The sequence below is a fragment of the Streptomyces sp. NPDC001852 genome (assembly GCF_042891825.1).
Classification (GTDB): Bacteria; Actinomycetota; Actinomycetes; order Streptomycetales; family Streptomycetaceae; genus Streptomyces.
In genome coordinates, this window is sequence record NZ_JBIATN010000013.1 from 85,823 (window position 1) to 111,415 (window position 25,593).

General features: G+C 70.7%; 25 protein-coding genes. 23 read left to right on the forward strand and 2 right to left on the reverse strand.

Features of this window, described 5'->3' with window-relative positions:
- Window positions 1-479: 479 nt before the first annotated feature.
- Window positions 480-944: a hypothetical protein gene (locus tag ACFYZB_RS23145; RefSeq protein WP_388761631.1), complete on the reverse strand. Its 465-nt coding sequence runs from the start codon at window positions 942-944 to the stop codon at window positions 480-482.
- 370 nt (window positions 945-1,314) lie between these two features.
- Between ACFYZB_RS23145 and ACFYZB_RS23150 the strand changes: the two genes are divergently transcribed.
- From ACFYZB_RS23150 to ACFYZB_RS23225, 16 genes are all read left to right on the forward strand, one after another.
- Window positions 1,315-1,992 (forward strand): response regulator transcription factor, encoded by a 678-nt coding sequence (locus ACFYZB_RS23150; protein ID WP_388761634.1) that lies wholly within the window; start codon window positions 1,315-1,317, stop codon window positions 1,990-1,992.
- A 352-nt stretch (window positions 1,993-2,344) separates the two neighbouring features.
- Window positions 2,345-3,811, forward strand: coding sequence for an FAD-dependent monooxygenase (locus tag ACFYZB_RS23155; protein ID WP_388761636.1), 1,467 nt, complete (start codon window positions 2,345-2,347; stop codon window positions 3,809-3,811).
- 30 nt (window positions 3,812-3,841) lie between these two features.
- Window positions 3,842-4,171, forward strand: a complete 330-nt coding sequence (locus ACFYZB_RS23160; protein WP_388761640.1) for a TcmI family type II polyketide cyclase — start codon at window positions 3,842-3,844, stop codon at window positions 4,169-4,171.
- Window positions 4,168-5,439, forward strand: coding sequence for a beta-ketoacyl-[acyl-carrier-protein] synthase family protein (locus ACFYZB_RS23165; protein WP_388761643.1), 1,272 nt, complete (start codon window positions 4,168-4,170; stop codon window positions 5,437-5,439). Before ACFYZB_RS23160 ends, ACFYZB_RS23165 begins: the two co-directional genes overlap by 4 nt.
- Window positions 5,436-6,653, forward strand: coding sequence for a ketosynthase chain-length factor (locus tag ACFYZB_RS23170; protein WP_388761646.1), 1,218 nt, complete (start codon window positions 5,436-5,438; stop codon window positions 6,651-6,653). Before ACFYZB_RS23165 ends, ACFYZB_RS23170 begins: the two co-directional genes overlap by 4 nt.
- A gap of 43 nt (window positions 6,654-6,696) precedes the next feature.
- Window positions 6,697-6,966, forward strand: coding sequence for an acyl carrier protein (locus ACFYZB_RS23175; RefSeq protein ID WP_388761649.1), 270 nt, complete (start codon window positions 6,697-6,699; stop codon window positions 6,964-6,966).
- A gap of 46 nt (window positions 6,967-7,012) precedes the next feature.
- Window positions 7,013-7,798: a 3-oxoacyl-ACP reductase FabG gene (gene fabG, locus ACFYZB_RS23180; RefSeq protein WP_388761652.1), complete on the forward strand. Its 786-nt coding sequence runs from the start codon at window positions 7,013-7,015 to the stop codon at window positions 7,796-7,798.
- A gap of 37 nt (window positions 7,799-7,835) precedes the next feature.
- Window positions 7,836-8,780, forward strand: a complete 945-nt coding sequence (locus ACFYZB_RS23185; RefSeq protein WP_388761655.1) for an aromatase/cyclase — start codon at window positions 7,836-7,838, stop codon at window positions 8,778-8,780.
- A gap of 2 nt (window positions 8,781-8,782) precedes the next feature.
- A complete protein-coding gene (locus tag ACFYZB_RS23190; protein WP_388761657.1) occupies window positions 8,783-10,249 on the forward strand; it encodes an FAD-dependent monooxygenase in 1,467 nt (488 codons plus the stop codon).
- A 33-nt stretch (window positions 10,250-10,282) separates the two neighbouring features.
- A complete protein-coding gene (locus tag ACFYZB_RS23195) occupies window positions 10,283-11,044 on the forward strand; it encodes an SDR family oxidoreductase (protein WP_388761660.1) in 762 nt (253 codons plus the stop codon).
- Between the two features lie 35 nt (window positions 11,045-11,079).
- Complete coding sequence (locus tag ACFYZB_RS23200; RefSeq protein ID WP_388761663.1) at window positions 11,080-11,400, forward strand: VOC family protein; 321 nt, start codon at window positions 11,080-11,082, stop codon at window positions 11,398-11,400.
- Between the two features lie 33 nt (window positions 11,401-11,433).
- Window positions 11,434-12,570, forward strand: a complete 1,137-nt coding sequence (locus ACFYZB_RS23205; RefSeq protein WP_388761665.1) for a glycosyltransferase — start codon at window positions 11,434-11,436, stop codon at window positions 12,568-12,570.
- Between the two features lie 43 nt (window positions 12,571-12,613).
- A complete protein-coding gene (locus ACFYZB_RS23210; RefSeq protein WP_388761667.1) occupies window positions 12,614-13,021 on the forward strand; it encodes a cobalamin B12-binding domain-containing protein in 408 nt (135 codons plus the stop codon).
- Window positions 13,022-13,096: 75 nt separating this feature from the next.
- Window positions 13,097-14,266, forward strand: a complete 1,170-nt coding sequence (locus tag ACFYZB_RS23215) for a nucleotide disphospho-sugar-binding domain-containing protein (RefSeq protein ID WP_388761669.1) — start codon at window positions 13,097-13,099, stop codon at window positions 14,264-14,266.
- Between the two features lie 26 nt (window positions 14,267-14,292).
- Window positions 14,293-15,690, forward strand: coding sequence for an NDP-hexose 2,3-dehydratase family protein (locus tag ACFYZB_RS23220; RefSeq protein WP_388761672.1), 1,398 nt, complete (start codon window positions 14,293-14,295; stop codon window positions 15,688-15,690).
- Window positions 15,687-16,649, forward strand: a complete 963-nt coding sequence (locus tag ACFYZB_RS23225) for a Gfo/Idh/MocA family protein (RefSeq protein WP_388761675.1) — start codon at window positions 15,687-15,689, stop codon at window positions 16,647-16,649. Before ACFYZB_RS23220 ends, ACFYZB_RS23225 begins: the two co-directional genes overlap by 4 nt.
- A gap of 14 nt (window positions 16,650-16,663) precedes the next feature.
- Here ACFYZB_RS23225 and ACFYZB_RS23230 read toward each other — a convergent pair whose 3' ends face one another.
- The gene (locus ACFYZB_RS23230) at window positions 16,664-17,257 is read right to left on the reverse strand and encodes a TetR/AcrR family transcriptional regulator (protein ID WP_388761678.1); all 594 of its coding nucleotides are present in this window, start codon (window positions 17,255-17,257) and stop codon (window positions 16,664-16,666) included.
- Window positions 17,258-17,379: 122 nt separating this feature from the next.
- On the opposite strand from ACFYZB_RS23230, the gene ACFYZB_RS23235 reads away from it, so the two are divergent.
- The 7 genes from ACFYZB_RS23235 to rfbH all read left to right on the forward strand — a co-directional run bounded on the left by ACFYZB_RS23235 (window position 17,380) and on the right by rfbH (window position 25,593).
- Window positions 17,380-18,978 (forward strand): MDR family MFS transporter, encoded by a 1,599-nt coding sequence (locus tag ACFYZB_RS23235; protein ID WP_388761681.1) that lies wholly within the window; start codon window positions 17,380-17,382, stop codon window positions 18,976-18,978.
- A 47-nt stretch (window positions 18,979-19,025) separates the two neighbouring features.
- Window positions 19,026-19,607, forward strand: a complete 582-nt coding sequence (locus tag ACFYZB_RS23240) for a dTDP-4-dehydrorhamnose 3,5-epimerase family protein (protein WP_388761684.1) — start codon at window positions 19,026-19,028, stop codon at window positions 19,605-19,607.
- A 394-nt stretch (window positions 19,608-20,001) separates the two neighbouring features.
- On the forward strand, window positions 20,002-21,183 hold the full coding sequence (locus tag ACFYZB_RS23245) for a nucleotide disphospho-sugar-binding domain-containing protein (protein ID WP_388761687.1): 1,182 nt from the start codon (window positions 20,002-20,004) through the stop codon (window positions 21,181-21,183).
- Window positions 21,184-21,247: 64 nt separating this feature from the next.
- Window positions 21,248-22,315, forward strand: a complete 1,068-nt coding sequence (locus ACFYZB_RS23250; RefSeq protein WP_388761690.1) for a glucose-1-phosphate thymidylyltransferase — start codon at window positions 21,248-21,250, stop codon at window positions 22,313-22,315.
- Entirely contained in the window at window positions 22,312-23,292 is a 981-nt protein-coding gene (gene rfbB, locus ACFYZB_RS23255; protein ID WP_388761693.1) for a dTDP-glucose 4,6-dehydratase, read from the forward strand. Before ACFYZB_RS23250 ends, rfbB begins: the two co-directional genes overlap by 4 nt.
- Window positions 23,289-24,257: an NAD-dependent epimerase/dehydratase family protein gene (locus tag ACFYZB_RS23260; RefSeq protein ID WP_388761696.1), complete on the forward strand. Its 969-nt coding sequence runs from the start codon at window positions 23,289-23,291 to the stop codon at window positions 24,255-24,257. Before rfbB ends, ACFYZB_RS23260 begins: the two co-directional genes overlap by 4 nt.
- 28 nt (window positions 24,258-24,285) lie before the next feature.
- Entirely contained in the window at window positions 24,286-25,593 is a 1,308-nt protein-coding gene (gene rfbH, locus ACFYZB_RS23265) for a lipopolysaccharide biosynthesis protein RfbH (RefSeq protein ID WP_388761699.1), read from the forward strand.

Below are 25,593 nucleotides of genomic sequence, written 5' to 3' on the forward strand. Positions count from 1 at the left end.
CCAAGACCGTATCGTCACCGGTCAACTCGCCCCTCGGACACTCCTTGTAGCGATACGGAATCGAGGGCCTCGACCTAACGGTGGCGGTCCTCCTTGCGTTGTCGTAGGTGATCGTGATGCCCAGGGGCTTTGTAGAGGGGCTCCTTCTTCGCGGTATCGGCGGCTTGGACATGTCGAGCGATGCCTCAGAGCCTCTCGGCAGCACGGCCAGCCCACGTCCCTGCTTATCGGGTCATCGGGCGAGACCAGCGTGGCGGCAGCCGTCACCGCTGGTGGTGATGGCGCCCACGGCGTGAGCTGCCGCGAAACAGAACGCAGTGCGACGACAGGGCTACGAGCTCAGGGGCTCAGGTGGCTGACGGCGTGACCCCGAAAGCCCCCACCTTGAAGGCGGTCGGCTGCGGGTCCCGAAGGTCGATTCCAGCTCGGACTGAACCCGGCGTACAGTCCGACTCGTCCGCCATCGGGGGCGCCGGGCGTCAGACGGCCGCGCTGCCGTCCCCTTCGTCGACCGGCGAGAGGCGCTCGAGCTTGCGGGCTTCGTTGACCATCACGAGCAGGGCGTCCAGCGCCTGCGCGGAGAGGCCGTCAGCCCTCAGGGCGATGCTGCGCACGCGTGCGTCACGCAGCGCGATGGCGACCCTGAGCTGGGCTTCGACCCGCTCGGCGACGTCGGTGTTGAGGAAGTACTCGGCTGGCACACCGAAGAACTGGGCCAGGACATTGAGCTGGTCGAGCGTCACGTTGCACTTCTTGCCGGTGGCCAGTTCCCACAGATAGGTGCCCGAGATGCTGCCACCGGTCGCCTCGCGGATCTCCTTCGCCAGCCTGGTGTAGCCGGGGCGCTTCCGCTCGTCCGGGTACATGGCGTTGATCAGCCTCTGGAGGCGGTCACCGAAACCCTCCACCAGCGGTCCTCCGGTGCGCGAGTCAGCAGTGGCCATGTCTCGCTCTCCCCTCCAGCATCAAGGCCGAATGCTCGACTCTGAGCACGGCCACGTTTTGGCACCAACTGTGCCAGACGGACTCTCTGTCCACAATAGTTGACAGCCCTTGCCAACTATGGCGTACGCTGCGGCATCCTGAAGGCCCGCTACAGCGGACCAGCAGCTGAAGGGATCGAGACTGGGGGCGGTCCCGTGGCAGAGCAGTACGCAGGTTGGGGGGGCACCGCCTCGCCCGGGACGGCGCAGGACCGTTCCGGCCATCCCGCGCTCTCCGTCGATCGCCCGTTCGCCGCTCGAACCCCGGCCGCGCGTCCGTCGGCTGAACGACCGATCGGCCGTTGTCGGGCATTGAGAGACGGGGGAGTCAATGCAAGTTCTTCTGGCGGAATCCGATGCCGACCATGCTGGTGCCCTGCAGCAGAGGCTTCGGCGTCATGGCTACGACGTCGGAATCGCGGCCAACGGTGTGGCGGCCCTGGAGGCGCACCAGGAGTACGACCTGATGCTGCTCGGGCTGGAGCTCATCGATGTCGACGGCCTTGAGATCTGCCGGGCGGTCCGTGCCTCCAGCGACATTCCCATCATCGCCTTCACGGCGCGAGACACCGAACTTGACCGAGTTCTGAGTCTGCAGGCCGGCTGCGACGATTGCCTGGCGAAGCCCTACGGATTCCGCGAACTGACCGCTCGGATCGAGGCGGTCATGCGACGTGCCCGGCATCGTCCGCCGAGCGTGCACCGAATTTCTCGCGGACCTTTGAGTATTGACCGGGAGAGCCGTGAAGTGTGCCTCAACGGACGCTCGATAGCGATGACCAGAAAAGAATTTGACCTGCTTTATCTGCTGGCTTCCCAGCCTCGGGCGGTGCTCTCCCGGGAGCGATTGATGACCGAGGTGTGGAAGGGCGCGAAGGGCGCCGCTGACATGGGCCGCCAGGTCAGCCGGACCCTTGACACGCACGTCAACATGGTGCGCCAGAAGCTCGGTGCCCCCGAATGGATCATCACCGTACGTGGTGTGGGATTCCGTTTCGGTAACTACTGATACTCGCTCTCGGGCCACCCCACCGCCGCCTCTCGAGGCAGCACGACGGCCGGGTCCGCCGCGCGTTCGCGTGGCGGACCCGGCCGTTGCGTTTTCCGCCCGCGCGCTGACCGATCCCGGCGGTGCCTCGCCGTCGTGTGACTCTCGACACAATTTTCGTTGCATTGACTTCCGGCTTGCCGGGCACTGCTGTTTTGACGTTTTCCTGACCAAAGCCTTTCGTGGCCCGGGATGCATCGATTGACTTTGCCCGGTTCAACGAACAATCTCTTCAACGGCTTCCATTGCGCGGTGTCCGGCACCTGCCGATCGATGTCCTAGTCAGGTACTTCAACAGCAGCCAGGGGGAAACGTGGATGCCTCAGTGATTGTGGTGGGAGCCGGCCCGGCGGGATTGATGCTGGCCGCTGAGCTGCGCTTGGGTGGCGCCGATGTAATCGTTCTGGAAAGGCATCTCCGGCGCACTGGAGAATCCCGTGGTCTGGGCTTCACCATCCGCACGATGGAGGTATTCGACCAGCGCGGCCTGCTGAACCGTTTCGGGAATATCGAGACCAGCGGCCAAGGCCACTTCGGCGGCATCCCGGTCGATTTCCACGAGCTGGACAGCAAGCACCTGGCGGCCAAGACGGTCCCCCAGTCGCGCACCGAGGAGGTGCTCGAGGACTGGTCCGTGGAATTGGGTGCCGACATCCGCCGCGGCCACGAGGTCCTCTCGCTGCACGACGACGGCGCGGGCGTCGAGGTCGAGGTCGCCGGTCCGGCCGGCGTGATCCGGCTGCGAGCCGGCTACCTGGTCGGCTGCGACGGCGGGCGCAGTCTGGTCCGCAAGGCCGCCGGCTTCGACTTCCCCGGGACGGCGGCGAGCCGCGAGCTGTTTCTCGCCGATGTCCGCGGCCTGGACCTCGAGCCGCGGATGATCGGTGAGACCCTGCCCGGCGGCATGGTGATGGTCGGCCCCTTCGGCGAGGGGATCCACCGGATCATCGTGGGTGAGCGCGACGCACCGCCCCGCCGGCGCGCCGAGCCGCCCGCCTACGCTGAGGTCGCCGCCGCCTGGCAGCGCCTGATGGGCACCGACATCTCGCATGGCGAACCGGTGTGGGTCAGCTCGTTCTCCGACGCGGCCCGCCAGGTGTCCGAATACCGCCGGGGCCGGGTGCTGGTGGCCGGTGACGCCGCGCACATCCACCTGCCGGCCGGTGGCCAGGGCATGAACACCAGCATCCAGGACGCGATGAACCTCGGCTGGAAGCTCGCCGCCGTGGCGCGCGGGGCTGCCGCGGCGGACCTGCTGGACACGTACCACACCGAGCGCCATCCGGTGGGACAGCGCCTGCTGATGAACACCCGGGCCCAGGGGCTGCTCATCCTCGGCGGTGACGAGTTCCAGCCGCTGCGCGACGTGCTCGGCGAACTGCTCTCATTCGACGGGGTCAACCGTCATCTGGCCGCCATGGTCAGCGGACTGGAGATCCGCTACGAGGTCGGCGCGGGCGGCCATCCCCTGCTGGGCCACAGGTTGCCGTCGCTTGAGCTCGACACCGCGGCGGGTCCCATCTGCGCCACCGAGCTGCTGCACCCGGCCAACGGCGTGCTGCTGGACCTCGCCGACGACCCCGCGCTGCGCAAGGAGGCCGAGCCCTGGTCCGACCGTGTCGACGTGTGCACCGCCGCGGTGCGCGGCCTCGCGGACGACAGCCCGCTCAAGGCCACCGCGGCCGTCCTGGTCCGCCCCGACGGGCACGTCGCCTGGACCCCGGAAAGCCACCTGGAGCTGCCGGCCGCCCTGCATCGGTGGTTCGGCCCCGCCCGATAGAAGGCCCAGCTCGAACGAAGGAGATTCTCTGTGCACAGCAACCTGATCGTCGCCCGGATGGACGTCGGTTCCAGCGACGAGGTGGCCCGGCTCTTCGGCGCGTTCGACGAGACCGACATGCCGCATCGCATGGGCACCCGGCGCCGCCAGCTGTTCGCCTACCGCGGCCTCTACTTCCACCTCCAGGACTTCGACGGCGAGCATGGCGGGGAGCACATAGAACAGGCCAAGGAGGACCCGCTCTTCGTGCAGGTCAGCCAGGACCTCAAGCCGTACATCCAGGCCTACGACCCCAGTACCTGGCGCTCGCCCTCGGACGCCATGGCCACGCGCTTCTACCACTGGCAGGCCCAGCGATGACCGGACGGCGTGTCGTGATCACCGGGGTCGGAGTGCTGGCCCCGGGCGGCATCGGGACCAAGAACTTCTGGGCGCTGCTCAGCGAGGGCCGGACCGCCACCCGCGGGATCACCTTCTTCGACCCCACCCCGTTCCGCTCCCGGGTCGCCGCCGAGGTCGACTTCGACCCGTACGAGCACGGGCTGCGGCCGCAGGAGATCCGCCGGAGCGACCGCGCCGGGCAGTTCGCGGTGGTGGCCGCCCGGGAGGCGGTGGCCGACAGCGGCCTGGAGCTGGACCAGCTGGACCCGCACCGGATGGGCGTCACCATCGGCAGCGCGGTCGGCGCCACGACCGGTCTCGACGAGGAGTACCGGGTGGTGAGCGACAGCGGCCGCCTCGACCTGGTCGACCACCGCTATGCCCCCAGGCACCTCTACAACTTCTTCGTGCCCAGCTCCTTCGCCAAGGAGGTCGCCTGGTCGGTAGGCGCGGAGGGTCCGGTGACCGTGGTCTCCACCGGGTGCACCTCCGGCCTGGACTCGGTCGGGCACGCGGTCGAGCTGATCCGCGACGGATCGGCCGACGTGATGATCGCCGGTGCGACCGACGCCCCGATCTCGCCGATCACCATGGCCTGCTTCGACGCGATCAAGGCGACCACCCCGCGCAACGACGACCCCGAGCACGCCTCCCGGCCCTTCGACGCCACCCGCAACGGATTCGTCCTCGGTGAGGGGGCGGCCGTCTTCGTCCTCGAGACGCTGGAGCACGCGCGGCAGCGCGGTGCCACGGTCTACGCCGAGATCGCGGGCTTCGCCACCCGCTGCAACGCCTTCCACATGACCGGGCTGCGCCCCGACGGCCGGGAGATGGCCGAGGCCATCCGTACCGCGCTGGACGAGGCCCGGCTCGACGCCGAGGACATCGACTACATCAACGCCCACGGCTCGGGCACCGTGCAGAACGACCGGCACGAGACCGCGGCGTTCAAGCGGAGTCTGGGCGAGCACGCCCGCCGGGTGCCGGTCAGCTCCATCAAGTCGATGGTCGGCCACTCGCTGGGCGCGATCGGTTCGATCGAGATCGCCGCCTCGGTGCTGGCGATCCGCAACAACGTCGTACCGCCGACCGCGAACCTGCACACCCCGGACCCGGAGTGCGACCTGGACTACGTGCCGCTCACCGCCCGGGACTGGCACACCGACACGGTGCTGACCGTGGGCAGCGGGTTCGGTGGATTCCAGAGCGCCATGGTGCTGACCGACGCCGACAGGAGCAGATCATGAGCAGCACATCCGTCGTCGTCACCGGGCTGGGTGTGACCGCTCCCAACGGGCTGGGCGCGAAGGAGTACTGGGCCGCCACCCGGGAGGGCCGCAGCGGCATCGGCCGGATCACCGCGTTCGACCCGAGCGACTACCCGGCCAGACTGGCCGGCCAGATCGACGGCTTTGTCGCCGCGGACCACCTGCCGAGCCGACTCCTGCCGCAGACGGACCGGATGACGCGGCTCGCGCTCACGGCCGCCGACTGGGCCCTCGCCGACGCCGGCGTGGATCCCCAGGCCCTGCCCGCCTACGACATGGGCGTGGTGACTGCCAGTTCTTCCGGCGGTTTCGAGTTCGGCCAGAAGGAACTGCAGAACCTGTGGGCCCGCGGGAGCCGGCACGTCAGCGCGTACCAGTCCTTCGCCTGGTTCTACGCGGTCAACACCGGCCAGATCTCCATCCGGAACGGTATGAAGGGTCCGAGCGGCGTCCTGGTCAGCGACCAGGCCGGGGGCCTCGACGCGATCGCCGTCGCCCGGCGGCAGATCCGCAAGGGCAGCCGGCTGATCGTCACGGGCGGTGTCGATGCCTCGATCTGCTCGTGGGGCTGGGTGGCACAACTCGCCGGCGAACGGCTGAGCACCAGCGAGGATGTCGAGCGGGCCTATGTCCCGTTCGACGATGCCGCCGCCGGGCATGTGCCCGGCGAAGGGGGAGCGCTGCTCGTCCTGGAGGCCGCCGACGCGGCGCGCGACCGCGGTGCGCAGATCTATGGCGAGATCGCCGGATACGCCGCCACCTTCGACCCGCGGCCCGGCAGCGGACGGGAGCCCGGGCTCCGCCGGTCGATCGAACTCGCCCTGGCGGACGCCGGCATGGGGCCGGACGAGGTCGACGTGGTGTTCGCGGACGCGGCCGCGCTGCCTGATCTGGACCGGATCGAGGCGGAGGCGATCACCGCGGTCTTCGGCCCGCACGGTGTGCCGGTCACCGCGCCCAAGACGATGACCGGGCGGCTCTACTCGGGAGCGGCACCGCTGGACGTGGCCTGCGCGCTGCTGGCCCTGCGCGAGGGTGTGATCCCACCGACCACCGGCACCACCCCCGACTCCGGCTACCAGCTCGACCTGGTCACCGGCAGTCCGCGCGAGACACCGCTTCGCACCGCGCTCGTACTCGCCCGCGGCTACGGCGGCTTCAACTCCGCCCTGGTCGTGCGCACCGCGCGCTGACCCGGTCCATCACCCACCTGAGAACCCACAACCAAGGAGCGACATGACTGCCCGGGAATTCACCCTGGAGGACCTCAAGCGGATCCTGCGCGACGCGGCCGGCACCGAGGAGGGGGTCGACCTCGAGGGCGAGATCCTCGACACCGAGCTGGAGGCACTCGGCTACGAGTCCCTCGCGCTCCTCGAGACCGCGGGCCGGATCGAGCGCGAGTACGACATCACCCTGGACGACTCCGTGGTGACCGACGCCAAGACCCCACGCGCACTGCTCGAGCTCGTGAACGAGCAGCTGCTGGCCACCGCCGCGGCCTGAGCCGGCGCCACCCACCACATCAGCCGACGCACCACCAGGAGGGGACATGCCGGACCACGGACAGCGGGTGGCTCTGGTCACCGGAGCCACCAGCGGAATCGGGCTGGAGGTGACACGCACCCTGGCCGGCCAGGGACACGCGGTGTTCATCTGCGCCCGCAGCGCCGAGAACGTCGCCGACACGGTCGAGACGCTGCGGGCCGAGGGCCTGACCGTCGAGGGCGCGGCCTGCGACGTCCGCGACCCGCAGGACATCCGCACGCTCGTGCAGGCGGCGGTGGACCGGCTGGGCACCGTCGACGTACTGGTCAACAACGCCGGCCGCAGCGGCGGCGGCGTCACCGCAGACATCGACGACGCGCTCTGGCTGGACGTCATCGCCACCAACCTCACCAGCGTCTTCATGATGACCCGTGAGGTGCTCAACACCGGCGGCATGCGGACCAAGGACCGCGGCCGGATCATCAACATCGCCTCCACCGCGGGCAAGCAGGGCGTGGTGCTGGGCGCGCCCTACTCCGCCTCGAAGCACGGCGTGGTCGGCTTCACCAAGGCGCTCGGCAATGAGCTGGCCCCGACCGGGATCACCGTCAACGCGGTGTGCCCCGGCTACGTGGAGACCCCGATGGCGCAGCGGGTCCGCCAGGGCTACGCGGCCGCGTTCGACACCACCGAGGACGCGGTTCTGGAGAAGTTCCAGGCCAAGATCCCGCTCGGCCGCTACTCGACCCCGCAGGAGGTGGCCGGCCTGGTCGGCTACCTGGCCTCGGACACCGCCGCGTCGATCACCTCCCAGGCGCTCAACGTTTGCGGCGGCCTCGGCAACTTCTGACCGGCAGTCCGCCGCGATCGACCCTAGGAGAACAGCAATGCCCCAGCAGACTCGCCGCGAGGCCGAGCACGAGATCATGGTCGCCGCCCCGGCCGAAGACGTCTACCGGCTGATCGCCGAGGTCGAGAACTGGCCCCGGATATTCCCGCCGACCGTTCACGTCGACCACGTGGAGCGCGTCCCGCAGGAGGAGGTCATCCGGATCTGGGCCACCGCAGGCGGCGTGGTCAAGAACTGGTCCTCGCGCCGCGCGCTGGACCCCGAGGCGCTGCGGATCGAGTTCCGTCAGGAGGTATCCGCGCCGCCGGTCGCCGCGATGGGCGGTGTCTGGATCGTCGAGCCGCTCTCGGCGACCGAGTCCCGCGTCCGACTGCGGCACGACTACCGCGCGGTCGACGACGACCCGCAGTCACTGGCGTGGATCGACGAGGCGGTCGACCGCAACAGCCGCTCGGAGCTGGCCGCCCTCAAGCACAACGTCGAACTGTCCACCGCCGCGGACGACCTGCTGTTCTCCTTCGAGGACACCGTGCAGGTCAACGGCTCGGCCAAGGATGTCTACGACTTCCTCAACGAGGCCCACCTGTGGTCCGAGCGACTCCCGCACGTGGCGACGGTCCGGCTCACCGAGGACACTCCCGGCGTGCAGACGCTGCGGATGGACACGCGCACGGTGGACGGCCACACGCACACCACCGAGTCGATCCGGGTGTGCTTCCCGGACGAACTGATCGTCTACAAGCAGACCACGCTGCCGGCGCTGATGACCCTGCACACCGGCCAGTGGCGGCTGGTGCCGAACGCGGACGGGGTGGCCGTCACCTCCCAGCACACGGTGGTTGTCAACCCGGAGAAGATCGCCGCCGTCCTGGGCGGCGACGCCGGGGTCGAGCAGGCCCGCACACACATCCGGACCGCGCTCAGCGCCAACAGCCGCGCCACCCTGGGACACGCCAAGTCCTACGCGGAGGGCCGGCGCTGACCATGGACACCCAGGTGATCGTGGTGGGCGCGGGCCCGGTTGGGCTGCTGCTCGCCGCGGAACTGCGGCTCGGCGGCGCGGCAACGGTCGTGCTGGAGCGGCTGGCCGCCCCGGCGACCGCCTCCCGGGCGTCGACCCTGCACGCGCGCACCATGGAGTTCTTCGACCAGCGCGGCCTGCTGGATGAGCTGGGCACACCCCCCAACGACCGTGCGGGACACTACGGCGGCTTGCCTCTTGACCTGGGCGGGCTGGACACGCGGTATGCGGGCCAGTGGAAAGTGCTCCAGGCACGCACCGAGGAGCTGCTGGCCGCCCGGGCCACCGCCCTGGGCGCCCGGATCCGGCGCGGTCACCTGGTCACCGAACTCTGCCAGCACCCCGACCACGTCGAGGTGCTGGCACAAGGCCCGGCCGGGCCGGTACGGCTCCGCGCCGCCCATCTGGTCGGGTGCGACGGAGAGGACAGCACGGTCCGGCGGCTGGCCGGCATCGACTTCCCCGGCTCCGCGGCCGACAAGGAGCTGCTGCGCGCCGACGTCGACGGCATCGACATCCCCGGGCGCCGCTTCGAACGCTTCCCCGCCGGGATGGCCGTCGCGGCCCGGCGCCCGGACGGCGTCACCCGGGTCATGGTGCACGAGTTCGCGGTCCGGGCGGCGCCTCGCACCGGGCCGCCCACGTTCGCCGAGGTGGCGGCCGCCTGGGCACGGGTGACCGGCGAGGACATCAGCCACGGCACCCCGCTGTGGGTCAACGCCTTCGACAACGCCTGCCGCCAGGCCGCCCGGTACCGCCAGGGCCGCGTCCTGCTGGCGGGGGACGCCGCCCACCAGCAGATGCCGGTCGGCGGACAGGCGCTGAACCTGGGCCTGCAGGATGCCGCCAACCTCGGCTGGAAGCTGGCCGCGCAGGTCCGCGGCTGGGCACCGGCCGGTCTGCTCGACAGCTACCACGACGAGCGACACCCGGTCGCCGAGCGAGTGTTGACCGGCATCACCGCGCAGTCTCAGATGCTGCTCGGCGGCCCGGAGGTGGACGGGCTGCGCGCCGTGTTCGCCGAACTGCTCACCCTGGACGGCGTGGCGCGGTACCTGGCGCGCAGTATCGCGGGCCTGGACGTCCGCTATCCGGTCGGTCCTGGAGACCATCCGCTGCTCGGGGCCCGGCTGCCCGGCTTCGAGCTGGTCACCGGTCAGCACCGCGAGAACGTCGCGCGTCTGCTGCGGACCGGCCGAGGTCTGCTGCTTGCGCTGGGCCGCGACCAGGCCCGCACCGCCCGGCTGGCCGCCGAACTGGCGCCCTGGGCCGACCGGGTGGACCTGGTGGCGGGCCGGCCCGCCACCCAAGCCGCCCTGGTGGACCACGACCTGCTGGTACGCCCGGACGGGCACGTGGTCTGGGCCGGCGTGCAGGGCGACCTGCGACCGGCGCTGCGCAGGTGGTTCGGCGCGCCCGCCGGCTACTGACCACCCCCATACACCCACGAGACGAGGACCACCATGCCCAAACTCACCGACAGGACTGCTCTGGTCACCGGCGCGAGCCGGGGCATCGGCCGGGCGATTGCCGAACGGCTGGCACAGGAGGGCGCGCTGGTCGCGGTGCACTACGGAACCAGGACGGAGGCAGCCGAGCAGGTGGTCGCCGACATCCGCGCCGCGGGTGGCCGCGCCTTCGCCGTGCAGGCCGAGCTGGGCCTGGCCGACGGCATCGACATCCTCTTCAAGAGCCTGGAGGCCCAGCTGGAGGAGCACGCCGGCAGCACGCGGCTGGACATCCTGGTGAACAACGCCGGCCTGATGGGCACCGCCCTGCCGGAGGACATCTCCGGCGAGTGGTTCGACCGGATGATGGCGGTCAACGCCAAGGCTCCGCTCTTCGTCATCCAGCGTGCCCTGAGTCTGATCCCGGACCACGGCCGGATCATCAACATCTCCTCCGGCCTCACGCGGTTCGCCGCCCCCGAGCAGGTCACCTACGCGATGACCAAGGGCGCTCTGGAACAGATCAGCCTGCATCTCGCCCGGCACCTGGGCAAGCGGCGGATCACCGTCAACACGGTGGCGCCCGGCAGCACCGACAACGGCAGCGAGCTGTTCCGGGTCCCGGAGGTCCGGGCGGCCATGTCGCAGCTGAGCGCCTTCGGGGAGGTCGCCGAGCCCACGGTGATCGCCGATGTGGTGGCCTTCCTGGCCTCCGCGGACGCGCGCTGGATCACCGGCGCCTTCGTCGACGCCAGCGGCGGCACGCTGCTCGGCTGAGACGCCGGCCGACTGCTATCGAGAGGACCTAACGCATGTTCGGCGAACTCACCGCCACCCTGATCAAGTGCGCCGACTTCGAGGCGATGCGCACCTTCTACCGCGACCGGCTCGGCCTGCCCACCGTGAAGGAGGGCGAGAACTGGATCGTGCTGGACACCGGCGAGGGACGCGAGCTGGTGCTGGGCGGTGACACCGGTGGGGACACCATCGCCCTCGCCTTCACCAAGGCGGACCTGGAGGCGGCCCGGGAGGAACTGGCCTCGGCCGGCCCCAGCGAGATAGAGCGGCACGACACCATGCACCGCTTCTTCGTTCGAGACCCCGACGGCAACACCATCCTGATCAACGACTGATCGGTCCGACTTCCCCTGCCCACTGGAAAGTTCATGAAGATACTGTTCATCGCCAGCGGCAGCCCGGCGACCGTGTTCGCGCTGGCCCCGCTTGCCACCGCCGCCCGTAACGCGGGCCACCAGGTATTCATGGGTGCGCTGGAGGACATGGTCCCCTACATCTCGGGGACCGGCCTGCCCGGCGTACCGGTCGCACCGGCTTCGGTGCGCCGCTTCGCCACCATGGACCGCGCCGGCAATCCGGTGCAGTTGCCCCGGACCCCGCTCGAGGAACTGGACTTCGCCGGCCGCTGGTTCGGCCGGATGGCCGCGGCGAGCATGCCGGCACTGCTGGATCTGGCGGAGCGCTGGCGCCCGGACCTCGTGGTTGGCGGCTCGATGTCGTTCGCGGCCGCGTTGCTTGCCGCCCGGCTCGGTGTGCCCTACGTCCGGCAGGCCTGGGACACCGGCGACGCCTGGCGCACCGACCCGGCCGCCGGCATCGAACTCCAGCCAGAACTCGCCGAGTTGGGACTGGAGACGCTGCCCGAGCCGGATCTGTTCGTCGACATCTGCCCGCCAGGCCTGCGCCCGTCGGACGCGCCGCCCGCCCAGCCGATGCGGTGGGTCCCGGCCAACGGGCAGCGCCCGCTGGAGCCGTGGATGTACACCCGCGGCGAGCGGCCACGGGTGGTCGTCACCTCCGGCAGCCGCCTGGTGCTCGCGCAGAAGACCGGATTCCTGCGCGATCTGGTGGCGCACCTCGCTCCGCTGGACGCGGAGATCGTGGTCGCCACCCTGGACGAGGTCGCCGAGGAACTGCGCGCGCAGCTGCCCGGCGTACGCGCCGGCTGGGTGCCGCTCGACGTCGTCGTGCCGACCAGCGACCTGGTCATTCACCACAGCGGCGGTGTCACCGCACTGACTGCGATGAACGCCGGGGTCCCGCAGCTGGTCGTGCCCCAGGGCGGCAACTTCATCGAGGCCGCGCAGCGGATCGCCGACTTCGGCGCCGCGATCAGCCTGATGCCCGGGCAGGAGACCGCCGCGGACGTGCGGAAGGCCGCTGAGGCGCTGCTCACCGTTCCGTCCTACCGCGAGCGGGCCGGTGAACTGGCGCGGGAGATCGCCGCCCTGCCCTCGGCCGCCGAGGTGGTCGGCACGCTCGAACAACTGACCGCCCGTCACTGAGGCGAGTCCACGCCCCGTAAGCCCATCCAGCCTGGAGGCAACCATGCAGCAGAACACTCCGATCCGCGTCGTCCTGGCCATGCCGGGGGCGGGCGGCGACGCGCCGCGGCCGCTGGTCGACGCGCTGAGCGAGGCCGGCGTCGAGACCATCACCGGACCGCTGGACACCGTCGAGCAGGTGGTGGAGGCCGTGATCGGCAAGGACGCCGACGCGGTATGCCTCTCCAGCGTGCAGGGCGAGCACCTCACACTGTTCGCCCGGCTCTTCGAGATCCTCCGCGAGCGGGGGAGCCGGGAGATCACCGTGTTCGGCGGCGGCATCATCCCGACGGCGGACGTGGTGCCGCTCAAGAAGCTCGGCGTCGCGGAGGTCTTCTCCGCCGGAACCTCCCTGCCGACCGTGGCCCGCTGGGTCAGGGAGAACGTCCCGCAGGCTGCGGGCGCCCAGTAGCGCCCCTCGTGTGGTGGGCCGCGTCCGCTTCGGCCCACCACACGCCACCGACCCGATCCCCGGCAGGAGAATCAGATGCGTGTCCTCTTGATCACCTCACCGGTGTCCACCCATCTCACCCCGCTCGTCCCGCTGGCTTGGGCGATCCGGGCGGCCGGCCACGAACTGCTCGTCGCCGGACGCGCGGACGTGATGGCTGCTGCCGCCTCGGCGGGCCTGAACGCCGTCGAGCTGGGCGGCCCGCTCAACGTCGACGAGTTGCTGGCCAAGCGGCTCGACCCGGGACGGCGCCCGCTGGAGTCCTGGGGGCGGCCGCAGCTGGAGCAGCTGTCCAACATCGGGAGGCTGTGGATGCCGCAGACTCTCGAGGTGCTACCCCGGTACCTGGAGGTGGCGCGGCGGTTCCGCCCCGACCTGATCATCGGTGACCCGCTCGAGTACCTCTCGCTGCTGCTCGGCGAAGAGCTCGAAGTGCCGGTGGTCCACCACCGCTGGGGAGTCGACCCGGTCTCCGGCCAGGCGCGCGCTGCCGGCCGGGACGGACTCCGGGAGGCCTACGAGCGCCTCGGCCTGACCGACCTGCCGTTCCCGGACCTGCTGCTCGACCCGTGCCCGCCCAGCCTTCAGCTGCCGGGAATCACGCCGGGCGCCCCGGTCCGCTTCGTGCCGTTCAACGGCAACGGCGTGATGCCCGAGTGGCTGCGCGACAGCCGGGGCGGCACAGCCGACCGCAGTCGGGTCGCGGTCTCGCTGGGCGGACGCACCATCGAGTACCACGGCGAAGGGCTGTTCCGCCACCTCGTGGAGGCCTTCGGCCAGATGCCCGAGGTGGAGGCCGTGGTGACGGTGCGGCGCCGGTATCACGACGTGCTGGGACCGATCCCCGCCAACGTGCGGCTGGTCGAGCCGCTCCCGCTGACCCTGCTGCTCGACTCGTGCTCGGCGGTGGTCCACCACGGCGGCGCGGGGACCGCGATGACCGCGTCCTTCTTCGGCCTGCCGCAGCTCGTGCTGCCGCAGCTGGCCGACCAGTTCTGGTACGGCGAGCGGGTGACCGAGGCCGGCGCCGGCCTCTTCCTGCACGACCCGGCCGAGCAGGACGACCCGGCCCGAGTGCGCACAGCCGTACGGGAATTGCTCGCCGAACCCCGCTACGCCAAGGCGGCCGCGGAACTGCGGGCCGAGATGGCCGGGATGCCCTCGCCCGCCCGCGTGGTCCGCGACCTCGAGCAGCTGACCCGATGACCAGCCACCCCAGGAGGAAACCCCCCATGCGACCCAGTCTCGCCGAGCCCGCCCGGCTGCGCCCCCGCGAGGACGCCACCCTCGCCGAGCGGCTCGCCCGCTCCGCCGCCACCGTCCGCGGCGCGCACTTGGCCACCGAGGACTTCGCCGACTGGCTGGCCGCCCGCGGCCGGGCGCACCGGTTCGAGGTCGACCGGATCCCGTTCGCCGAGTTGGAGGGCTGGTCCTTCGACGAGGCCACCGGCAACCTACGGCACCACAGTGGTCGCTTCTTCAGCGTCGAGGGCCTGCGGGTCACGGTCGGCGACGGTCCGGTCCGGCACTGGCAGCAGCCCATCATCAAGCAGCCCGAGGTGGGCATCCTCGGCATCCTGGTCAAGGAGTTCGACGGGGTGCTGCACCTGCTGATGCAGGCGAAGATGGAGCCGGGCAATCCGAACCTGCTGCAGCTGTCACCGACGGTGCAGGCCACCCGCAGCAACTACACCAAGGTGCACAAGGGCAGCGACGTGAAGTACATCGAGTACTTCACCGACCCGGCAAGCGGCCACGTGCTGGCCGACGTGCTGCAGTCCGAGCACGGCTCCTGGTTCTTCCGGAAGTCCAACCGCAACATGGTGGTCGAGGCGGTCGGGGAGGTCCCCGAGCACGAGGACTTCTGCTGGCTCACGCTCGGCCAGGTGAACGAGCTGCTGCACCGCGACAACGTGGTCAACATGGACTCGCGCACCGTGCTCTCCTGCATGCCGCTCGCGGACCCCCAGCCGCGGGCGCTGTCCTCGGACACCGAAGTGCTGTCCTGGTTCACCACCGAGCGCTCGCGCCACGACGTGTCGGCGGAGCGGGTGCCGCTCGCCTCGGTGCAGGGCTGGCGGCATGGTGAGCGGTCCATCGACCACGAGGACGGCCGCTACTTCCGCACCGTCGCGGTCCGGGTCCGGGCCGGCAGCCGGGAGGTCGGCAGCTGGACCCAGCCACTGTTCGAGCCGGTCGGACGCGGCGTGGCCGCCTTCCTGACCCGGACCGTCGACGGCGTGCGGCACGTCCTGGTCCACGCGCGGGTCGAGGGCGGCTTCCTCGACACGGTCGAGCTCGGTCCCACGGTCCAGACCACCGAGGGCAGCCACGCGCACCTGCCGCCCGAGGACCGACCGCCCTTCCTGGACGCGGTGCTTCACGCCGGGCCGGAGCGGATTCACTACGAGGCCGTGCACTCGGAGGAGGGCGGCCGGTTCCTGAACGCCGAGAGCCGCTATCTGATCGTCGAGGCGGACGAGCGGACGGCCGCGTCCGAACCGCCGGAGGGCTTCCGCTGGGTCACGCCCGGCCAGCTCACCTCGCTGGTCCGTCACGGTCGCTACGTCAACGTACAGGCGCGCACCCTGCTGGCCTGCCTCAACGCCACGGCGCTACCGGCCCGATGACTCCGTTGCGTCTGGGAGTCATGGGCTGCGCCGGGATCGCCCGCCGTCGGATGCTGCCCGCGATGGCCGCCGACGACCGGATCGAGCTCGTCGCGGTGGCCAGCCGGGACGGCCGCACCGCCGCTGAGACGAGCCGGCCGTACGGCTGCCGACCGGTCACCGGCTACGCCGAACTGCTCGCTCTGGCCGAGGTGGACGCGGTCTACATACCGCTGCCCGCCGCGCTGCACGCCGAGTGGGTGGCCGCGGCGTTGCGCGCGGGGAAGCACGTGCTGGCCGAGAAGCCGCTCACCACCGAGGCCGACCGGACCCGGGAGCTGGTCGAGTCGGCCGAGCGGCGCGGCCTGGTGCTGATGGAGAACGTGATGTTCGTCCATCATCCCCAGCACGAGTCGGTCCGGCGGCTGGTGGCCGACGGTGCCATCGGTGAACCACGCTCCTTCCACGCGGTGTTCACCATCCCGGCACTGCCGGCCGGCGACATCCGGCACCGTCCCGAACTCGGCGGCGGTGCGCTGTCGGATGTCGGCGTCTACCCGCTGCGGGCGGCCCTGCACTTTCTGGGGGACCGGCTGCGGGTGGTGGGTGCCGCCCTGGAGACCGTTGCCGGCCGGCAGGTGGAGACCGGCGGCGCGGTGCTGCTGCGCACACCCGAAGGCGCCGTCGCGCAGCTCGAGTTCGGTATGGAGCACGCCTACCGGTCCAGTTACGAGCTGGTCGGCAGCACCGGCCGGATCAGCGTGGAACGCGCCTTCACCCCGCCCGCCGACCACCGGCCGGTGCTCCGGCTGACCCGGCCCTCGGGCACCGAGGAGATCGAGCTGGCGGCCGCGGACCAGGTGGCGCTCACCCTCGCGGCGTTCACCGCGGCGGTGCGTGCCGGCGCCGGTCCGACAGCCGGGGACTGCCTGGCGCAGGCCGGGCTGCTGGACGCGGTGCGCCGCGCGGCGGGTCGCTGAGGCCCGCCGCCGGATCACCGGCTGCCCGCGTCCGCGGCGGCCAGCAGTTCCAGCCCGAGGTCCAGCAGGGCCTTGCGCTTCTCCTCCGCGTCGCCGGGCAGGGCGTAGAGCGAGAACGCGCCGAAATGCACCGTCATCAGCGCGCTGGAGGCCCGGACCTGGGCCTCCAGCGGCGCTTCGGGCAGGTAGATCAGCCGCGACAGTGCGGCCACCCGCTCGTTCAGCGTCTGACCGATGCTCAGCTTCCGCAGTGCCGACTGGTTCTCCTGCATCAACTGGAAGAGCGGGGCGGCGGCGGTGAGTGCCTCGCTGTACCGGGTGAGCAGCTCCTGCCGGGTCTGGAGGGTCGGGGGCTGCTGCTCACCCCAGGCGATCAGCTCGTCGATCGGTTCGCCCAGGCCCTCGGCGACGCTGACGAGGATGTCCTCCTTGGACCGGAAGTGGTAGTAGAGCGCGGCGTGGGTGACGCCCAGTTCCTCGGCGATCTCGCGCAGCGAGGTGGTCTCGTAGCCATGCTCGATGAAGTGCCGTAGCGCGATCTCCTGGATCTCCCGGCGGGTGTCTCTTCTGCGGTTGCGGGTGTTCGCCGCGGTCTGTCGGGTGGCCAATTCCGTTCGCGTCCTTCTTACTTGACGGTTGGTAAGTAAAGCCCCTACGTTCTCCACTGTACCCAACTAACCAACCGGCAAGTAAGTGGCTGCGGGGCGCGACCCCGCAGCCTGGAAGGGGCGTGGACGCCATCTCGCAGAACCCGACTCCGGCCGGCGTGCCGGTCCCGCCGCCGCCGACCCGCGCCACCTACGTCGTGATGGCCGCGGCGGTGCTGGCGATGCTGCTCGCCTCCCTCGACAGCCTGATCCTGGGCACCGCGATGCCCACCATCGTCGGCGACCTCGGCGGCCTCGACCATCTGTCCTGGGTGGCCTCCGGATACATGCTGGCCACCGCCGCCTCCACCCCGATCTGGGGCAAGCTCGGCGACATGTACGGGCGCAAGGGCTGTTTCCTCGGCTCGATCGGGATCTTTCTGCTCGGCTCCGCCCTGTGCGGCCTCGCCCAGTCGATGAACCAGCTCATCGGCCTGCGGGTCCTGCAGGGCCTCGGCGGCGGCGGCCTGATGGTCGGCGCGCTGTCGCTGATCGGCGAACTGGTCACGCCGCAGGCCCGAGGCAAGTTCCAGGCCATGGCCTCGGCCGTTATGGGGGCCGCCATGGTCGCCGGACCGCTGGTCGGCGGCTTCCTTACCGACCACCTCGGCTGGCGCTACTGCTTCTACGTCAACGTGCCGGTCGGGCTGGCTGCACTGGTGATGGTCGCCGTCGCGCTGCAGGTGCCCGCCCGGCGCACCGCCGGGCGGATCGACTACCTGGGAGCCGCCCTGCTGGCGACCGCGATCGCCGCCCTGGTGCTCATCACCACCTGGGGCGGCAGCAAGTACCACTGGGACTCGGCGGAGATCATCGGCCTCGCGGTGGTCGCCGTCGCTGCCACCGCCGCACTGATCGCGGTCGAGCGCCGGGCCGCCGAACCGGTGCTGCCGCTCGGCGTCTTCCGCAGCCGCAACTTCTGCTGGGCGAACGTCCTGGCATTCCTGGTCGGCTTCGTGATGGTCGCCGTGATGACGTTCCTGCCCATGTTCCAGCAGGCCGTGCAGGGCGCCTCGGCCACCAGCGCGGGCATCCTGATGCTGCCGCTGCTGCTGTCGATGGTGGCCGTCAACCTGTTCGCCGGCCAACTCATCTCCCGCAAGGGCAACTTCACCCTCTACGCGGCGATCGGCGCGTTCCTGATCGCCGCCGGGGTCTTCCTGTTCTCGCTGATGGACACCGGGACCGGCTCCGTCGTCACCGGCGCCTACATGGCCGTCTTCGGTGCAGGCCTGGGCTTCGCGATGCAGGTCACCCTCTCCGTGGGCATGGAGAGCGTGGAGCGCCGGCATCTCGGGGTGGCCTCCTCCACCGTCACCCTCTCCCGCACCCTCGGCGGCTCGTTCGGTGTCTCGCTGGCCGGTATCGTCTTCGCCGACCACATCAGCGCCGGTGCCCACCACGGCGGTCCCGGCGGTCGAGGCGGTCACGCCGCGCCCACCTCCGCCACACACCTGAGCGCCGACAGCCTGCGCGCGCTCCCGCCGGCCGCCCACAGGGCCTACGAGCACGCCGTCGCCGCCGGTACCCACCAGGTCTTCGTGTACGGCACGGTGGTCGGCGTGCTGGCCTTTCTGAGTGCCTGGTGCATCCGCACCCGCGGCCAGGTGGCGGCCGCTGCCGCGGCTGCCACCGCGGCGAAGGCGTCGACCACCGCCCAGCCGACCGGGGCGGCCCACTGACCGGACCGCCGCACGCGGGCACCCGGCAAAAGAAAGGGGGAAATGCCATGCAGATGGCCGAGACCAGTATTCCCGGCGTGTATGTGGTGGAGCCGAAGCTGCTCCTCGACGAGCGCGGCGCGTTCTTCGAGTCCCTTCGCACGGAGGAGCTCGGCCGCATTGTGGGCGAGCCATTCGTGCCACGCCAGATCAATTATTCGGTGTCCCGTCGCAACACCCTGCGCGGGCTGCACAGCGTGACCATTCCGCCGGGTCAGGCGAAGTTCGTCTCTTGCGTGCGCGGTGCGCTGCGGGATTTCGTGGTCGACCTCCGGGTCGGCTCGCCGACCTTCGGCACATACGAAAGCAACCTGCTGGACGACACATCGGGGCGAGCCGTCTACGTTCCCGAGGGCGTCGCGCACGGATTCCTCGCACTCAGCGACGACAGCTGCATCTGCTACGTGCTGTCCAGCGTCCATGTCCCCGGCACGCAGATCGACATCGATCCGCTGGACCAGGACCTCGCCATCCCGTGGGGATTCACCGAGCCGCCGATCATCTCGGACAAGGACAGGTCCGCTCCTTCGCTGGCCGACGCCCTGGCCGCCGGGGTCCTGGCCGACTGGCGGCCGCCGACGGCGGCTTGAGGCCATCGGCGGCCACGGCCGCCGACAGACGGTTCCCGTACACCCACCGTGCCCCGGTCGGGCCGGCCCCCACGAGGGGCGGATCCGGCCGGGGCACGGTGCTGTCCATGCCGTCACCGAAAGCCCCGGCGCGTGATCTCGGCCACACTTTGCAATGTGCTGACATTCCGCTTGCGGGGTGTTTTTGAATTGACCCGGTCCTGGCTTTGGCGTGACCTGAGCGGAAACCGGCTCCCTTGACGCCGGAGAAGACGGCACAGAGGATATTCGTGTTACGTCGAGGCGGTTGCGCGGGGAATACGCCCCCATTCATGTCAGTCCGAGAAATTCTTCGGCATACTCACCGCCGCCCGTTCCGCGGGAATTCAGATCCTATCCAGGACTGGGGAAACAGATGCGTGTTCTCTTCGTCGTCACGCCCGACGGCGGTCATCTGACGCCACTCGTGCCACTGGCCTGGGCGCTCCGCGGCGCGGGGCACGAGGTGCTGGTGGCCGGCCAGCCGGACGTGCTGGCCGCGGCCGCGGGCGCCGGGCTGAGTGCCGCGAGCGTGGGCGACCGGTTCGGGATGACCGATCTGATCCGCGGCTGGCTGCCGCACGGCCTCCGCCCGATCGAGTGCTGGGGCCACCCGTCGCGCAACGGCGACCCCGGCGACTTCGCCCGTTCCTGGGCGGCCCACAACGGGACGGTCCTGGACGCCTACCTCGGTCTCGCCCGGGCCTACCACCCGGACCTGATCGTGGCCGACGGCCTGGAGTACTGCTCCCTCATCATCGGCGCGCTGCTCGACGTCCCGGTCGTGCACCACCGTTGGGGGGTCGACCCGCTGACCGGCACCACCCGCGTCCAGGCGCGTGAGACCCACCGCGAGTTGCTCGACGCCGCCGGGGTCGCCGCGCTGCCCGATCCGGCCGTGATCCTGGACCCGTGCCCGCCGTCGCTGCAGCTGCCGGAGGCCGAACCGGGCACGCCGATCCGGCACGTGGACTCGCACGGCAACGGCACGCTACCCGACTGGCTGCGCCAGGAGTGGACCACGGCACGGCCGGGCACCGAACGCCGCCGGCGTGTGGTGGTCTCGCTGGGCCGCAACGTGCTGGCCCTCAACGGCGTCCCGCTGGCCCGCGGAATCCTGCGCGCCTTCGCCGAACTGCCCGGGGTCGAGGCGATCGCCGCCATCGGCAACGCCCACTGGGAGGAGATCGGCCCGGTACCGGAGAACGTCCGGCTGATCGATCCCACTCCTCTGAACCTGCTGCTCACCGACCACGACGTGGTCGTACACCATGGCGGGGCCGGCACCACCATGAGCGCCACCTGGCGCGGCCTGCCGCAACTCGTCCTGCCCCAGCTGGCCGACCAGTTCGCCCACGGCCGGCGGGTGACCGAGCTGGGCGCCGGCCTCGCCCTGGACGAGGCGCACCAGCAGAACGACCCCGCGCGGATCGGCGCGGCACTCACCGAGCTGCTGACCGACCCCGAATTCGCCAAGGCGGCCCGCGAACTGCGCCACGAGATGACGCGGATGCCCACACCGGCGGAGGTCGCGCGCGACCTGGAATCGCTGGCCTGACGCGCCGACAGCACCGCCGACCGGATCGCGCAACGCACTCCACACCCGTGAGGAGACCTCTTCCATGAAAGCTCTGGTCCTGGCAGGCGGGACGGGCACCCGTCTGCGGCCTTTCAGCTACTCCATGCCCAAGCAGCTCATTCCGGTGGCCAACCGGCCGGTCCTGGAACACGTGCTGGAATCCGTCCGCGACCTCGGCATCACCGAGATCGGCCTCATCGTCGGAGACCACGAGCCGCAGATCGCCGCGGTGCTCGGTGACGGCAGCCGGCTCGGCGTACGCCTGACCTACCTGCGCCAGGACGCCCCGCGGGGGCTCGCGCACACGGTCGCCATCGCCCGGGACTTCCTGGGCGACGACGACTTCGCGATGTACCTGGGCGACAACATGCTGCCCGAGGGCGTCGGGGACATCGCCGCCGACTTCCGGGCCGGCCGGCCCGCCGCCCAGGTCGTGGTGCACAAGGTCGCCGACCCGCGTGCCTTCGGCGTGGCCGAACTCGGCCCGGGGGGCGAGGTGCTGCGCCTGGTGGAGAAGCCCGCCGAACCGCGCAGCGACCTCGCGCTGATCGGCGTGTACTTCTTCACCCCCGCCATCCACGAGGCGGTCGCCGCGATCCGGCCCAGCGCCCGCGGCGAGCTGGAGATCACCGACGCCATCCAGTGGCTGGTGGAGTCCGGAGCCGACGTGCGGGCGCGCGAGTACCACGGCTACTGGAAGGACACCGGCCGCGTCGAGGACGTACTGGCCTGCAACCGCCGTCTGCTCGACGACCTGCGCCACGAGATCGCCGGGCAGGTCGACGAGGCGAGCGAACTGATCGGCCCGGTGGTCGTCGAGGCCGGCGCCAAGGTCACCGCCTCTCTGATCGAGGGTCCGGCGATCATCGGAGCGGGCAGCGTGGTCGACGCCGCGCACATCGGCCCGTACACCGCGCTGGGCCGCGACTGCCGGCTGTACGCCACGCACGTCGACGACTCGATCATCCTCGACGGCGCCGAGGTCTCCAGCGCCGGCCGGCTGAACGCCTCCCTGATCGGACGCGCGGCAACCGTCAACTCCGGCGACCGGGGCAGCGCGCACCACCGGCTGATCGTCGGCGATCACACCCACGTGGAGGTGGCAGCATGAGGCTCCTGGTCACCGGCGCGGCCGGTTTCATCGGATCGACCTACGTCCGCGCCCTGCTGGACGGCCGGTACCCCGGGTACGAGGAAGCCCGGGTCACCGTGCTCGACAAGCTCACGTACGCGGGCAACCGGGCCAACCTGCCGGCGCACCACCCCCGGCTGGAGTTCGTCCAGGGCGACATCTGCGACCTGCCGTTGCTGCTCGACCTGCTGCCCGGCCACGACGCGGTGGTGCACTTCGCGGCCGAGTCGCACGTGGACCGTTCGATCGAGGCCGCCGCCGACTTCGTGCGCACCAACGTGGCCGGCACCCAGAACGTCCTGGAAGCCTGCCTGCGCACCGGCGTCCAGCGGGTGGTGCACATCTCCACGGACGAGGTGTACGGCTCCATCGAGCAGGGATCCTGGACCGAGGACTGGCCACTGCTGCCCAACACCCCGTACGCCGCCTCCAAGGCGGGCTCGGACCTGGTGGCCCGCTCGTACTGGCGGACCCACGGCCTGGACGTGTCGATCACCCGCTGCTCGAACAACTACGGACCGTACCAGCACCCCGAGAAGCTCATCCCGCTGTTCATCACCAACCTGCTCAAGGGCGAGCAGGTGCCGCTCTACGGCGACGGCCGCAACATCCGCGAGTGGCTGCACGTGGACGACCACTGCCGGGGCATCCAGCTGGTGCTGACCCGTGGCCGGGCCGGCGAGGTCTACAACATCGGCGGTGGTAACGAGCGCACCAATCTCGCCATCACCCGCCAGTTGCTCGAACTCTGCGGCCAGGACGAGTCGCTGATCCGCCGGGTGGCCGACCGCAAGGGCCACGACCTGCGCTACTCGGTCGACGAGAGCAAGATCCGCGAGGAGCTGGGCTACGCCCCGCAGGTCTCCTTCGAGGACGGACTGGCCGCCACCGTCGCCTGGTACCGGGACAACCCGGACTGGTGGCTGCCGGTCAAGCACCCCGAGCAGGCGGCATGACGGCGCCCGCCCCCGGCCGGCCGATGGCCGGCCGCCGGGTCGTCGTCCTGGGCGGAAGCGGCTTCCTGGGGCGCCATCTGAGCCCTGCCTTCCAACGGGCCGGGGCCGACGTCCTCACCGTCTCCCGCACCGCGCCCATGCGGCGTCACCCGTCCCCCGGGGTGGCCGCGCTGGCGATGGACCTCACCGGTGCCGGCCCCGACAGGCTGGCGGCGTTCCTCGCCGATGCCGAGGCCGAACTGGTGGTCAACGCCGCGGGCGCGGTGTGGGGTGTCACCCAGGAGGAGATGCACCGGGCCAACGCCGAGCTGGTCGGCGACCTGGTCGAGGCGATGGCCGCTCTCCCGCGCCGACCGAGGCTGATCCAGCTCGGCACTGTGCACGAGTACGGCCCGGGCACGGTCGGCGGCGGGACCACCGAGTCGCACACCCCCGCTCCGGTCACGCCGTACGGCCGGGCCAAGCTGCTGGCCACCGATCGGGTGCTGGCGGCGGCCCGGTCCGGTGCCCTGGACGGCGTCGTACTGCGGATCGCGAACATCACCGGCCCCGGCACCCCGCCCGGCAGCCTGCTGGGTGGTCTCGCCGGGCGCCTCGCCCGGCTGCGCGAGGCGGGCGAGCCGAACCCGATGCTGGAGCTGGCTCCGTTGCGCGCCAGCCGTGACTTCGTCGACGTCCGCGACGTGGTCGACGCGGTGCTGGCCGTGGCCGCCGCACCGGCCGGTCTGGTCTCCGGTCAGATCATCAACATCGGCAGTGGCCGGGCCACACCGGTCCGGGGCGCCGTCGAGCGGTTGATCGCACACAGCGGGCTGGCCGTCCGGCTGGTCGAGCGGGAAGCCGACACCGCCCGCAGCGACACCGAATGGCAGCAGCTGGACATCGCCAAGGCCGCGCGCCTGCTGGGCTGGCGGCCCCGCCGTGACCTGGACAGCTCGCTCGGCGCGCTGGCCGCCGCCGTATGAGCACCGACACGAGAAGGACGGAATGGACATGAGTGACCTTCAGGAACAGGTGCTCGAGCAGGTACGGGACTACCACCGGGCACAGCCGGACGCCGGCCCGTTCGTACCCGGCGTGACCGAGATCTGGCCCTCCGGCGCGGTGCTGGACGAGGAGGACCGGATCGCGCTTGTCCGGGCCGCCCTCGAGATGCGAATCGCCGCCGGGCCGAACTCCCGGAAGTTCGAGTCGGCATTCGCCCGCAGGCTCAAGCGCCGTAAGGCGCACCTGACCAACTCCGGCTCCTCGGCGAATCTGCTCGCGGTCTCGGCACTGACCTCCCACCTGCTGGAGGACCGCAGGCTGACGCCGGGCGACGAGGTGATCACGGTCGCCGCCGGGTTCCCGACCACGGTCAACCCGATCCTGCAGAACGGCCTCGTCCCGGTCTTCGTCGACGTCGACCTCAGGACCTACAACACCACCGCCGACCGGGTCGCCCGCGCGATCGGCCCCAAAACCAGGGCGATCATCATCGCGCATGCACTCGGCAACCCGTTCGAGGTCACCGAGATCGCCCAACTGGCGGACGAACACGGGCTGTTCCTGATCGAGGACAACTGCGACGCGGTCGGCTCGACCTACGACGGGCAGCTCACCGGCTCGTTCGGCGACCTGGCCACCGTCAGCTTCTATCCGGCGCACCACCTGACGATGGGGGAGGGCGGTTGTGTGCTGACCTCCAACCTGGCGCTGGCCCGCATCGTGGAGTCGCTGCGTGACTGGGGCCGGGACTGCTGGTGCGAGCCCGGCGAGAACGACAAGTGCCTGAAGCGGTTCAAGTACCAGATGGGCACACTGCCGGCCGGCTACGACCACAAGTACATCTTCTCGCACGTCGGTTACAACCTGAAGGCGACCGACCTGCAGGCAGCGCTCGGTCTGACCCAGCTCGCCAGGCTCGACGAGTTCTGCGCGGCCCGGCGGCGCAACTGGCGCCGGCTGCGCGAAGGTCTGGACGGGGTGCCCGGCCTGCTGCTGCCCGAGCCCACCCGGCGCAGCGACCCCAGCTGGTTCGGCTTCGCGATCACCGTCGACCCCGAGGCCGCCTTCACCCGGGCCGGGCTGGTCGACTTCCTGGAGTCGCGGCGCATCGGCACCCGCCGGCTGTTCGCCGGCAACCTCACCCGGCACCCGGCCTACATCGGTCAACCGCACCGCATCGTCGGTGACCTGACGAACAGCGACATCATTACCGAACAGACCTTCTGGGTGGGCGTCTACCCGGCCCTGACCGACGAGATGCTCGACTACATCGTCTCCTCGATCAAGGAATACGTCGGCGCGTCGGGCGCCTGA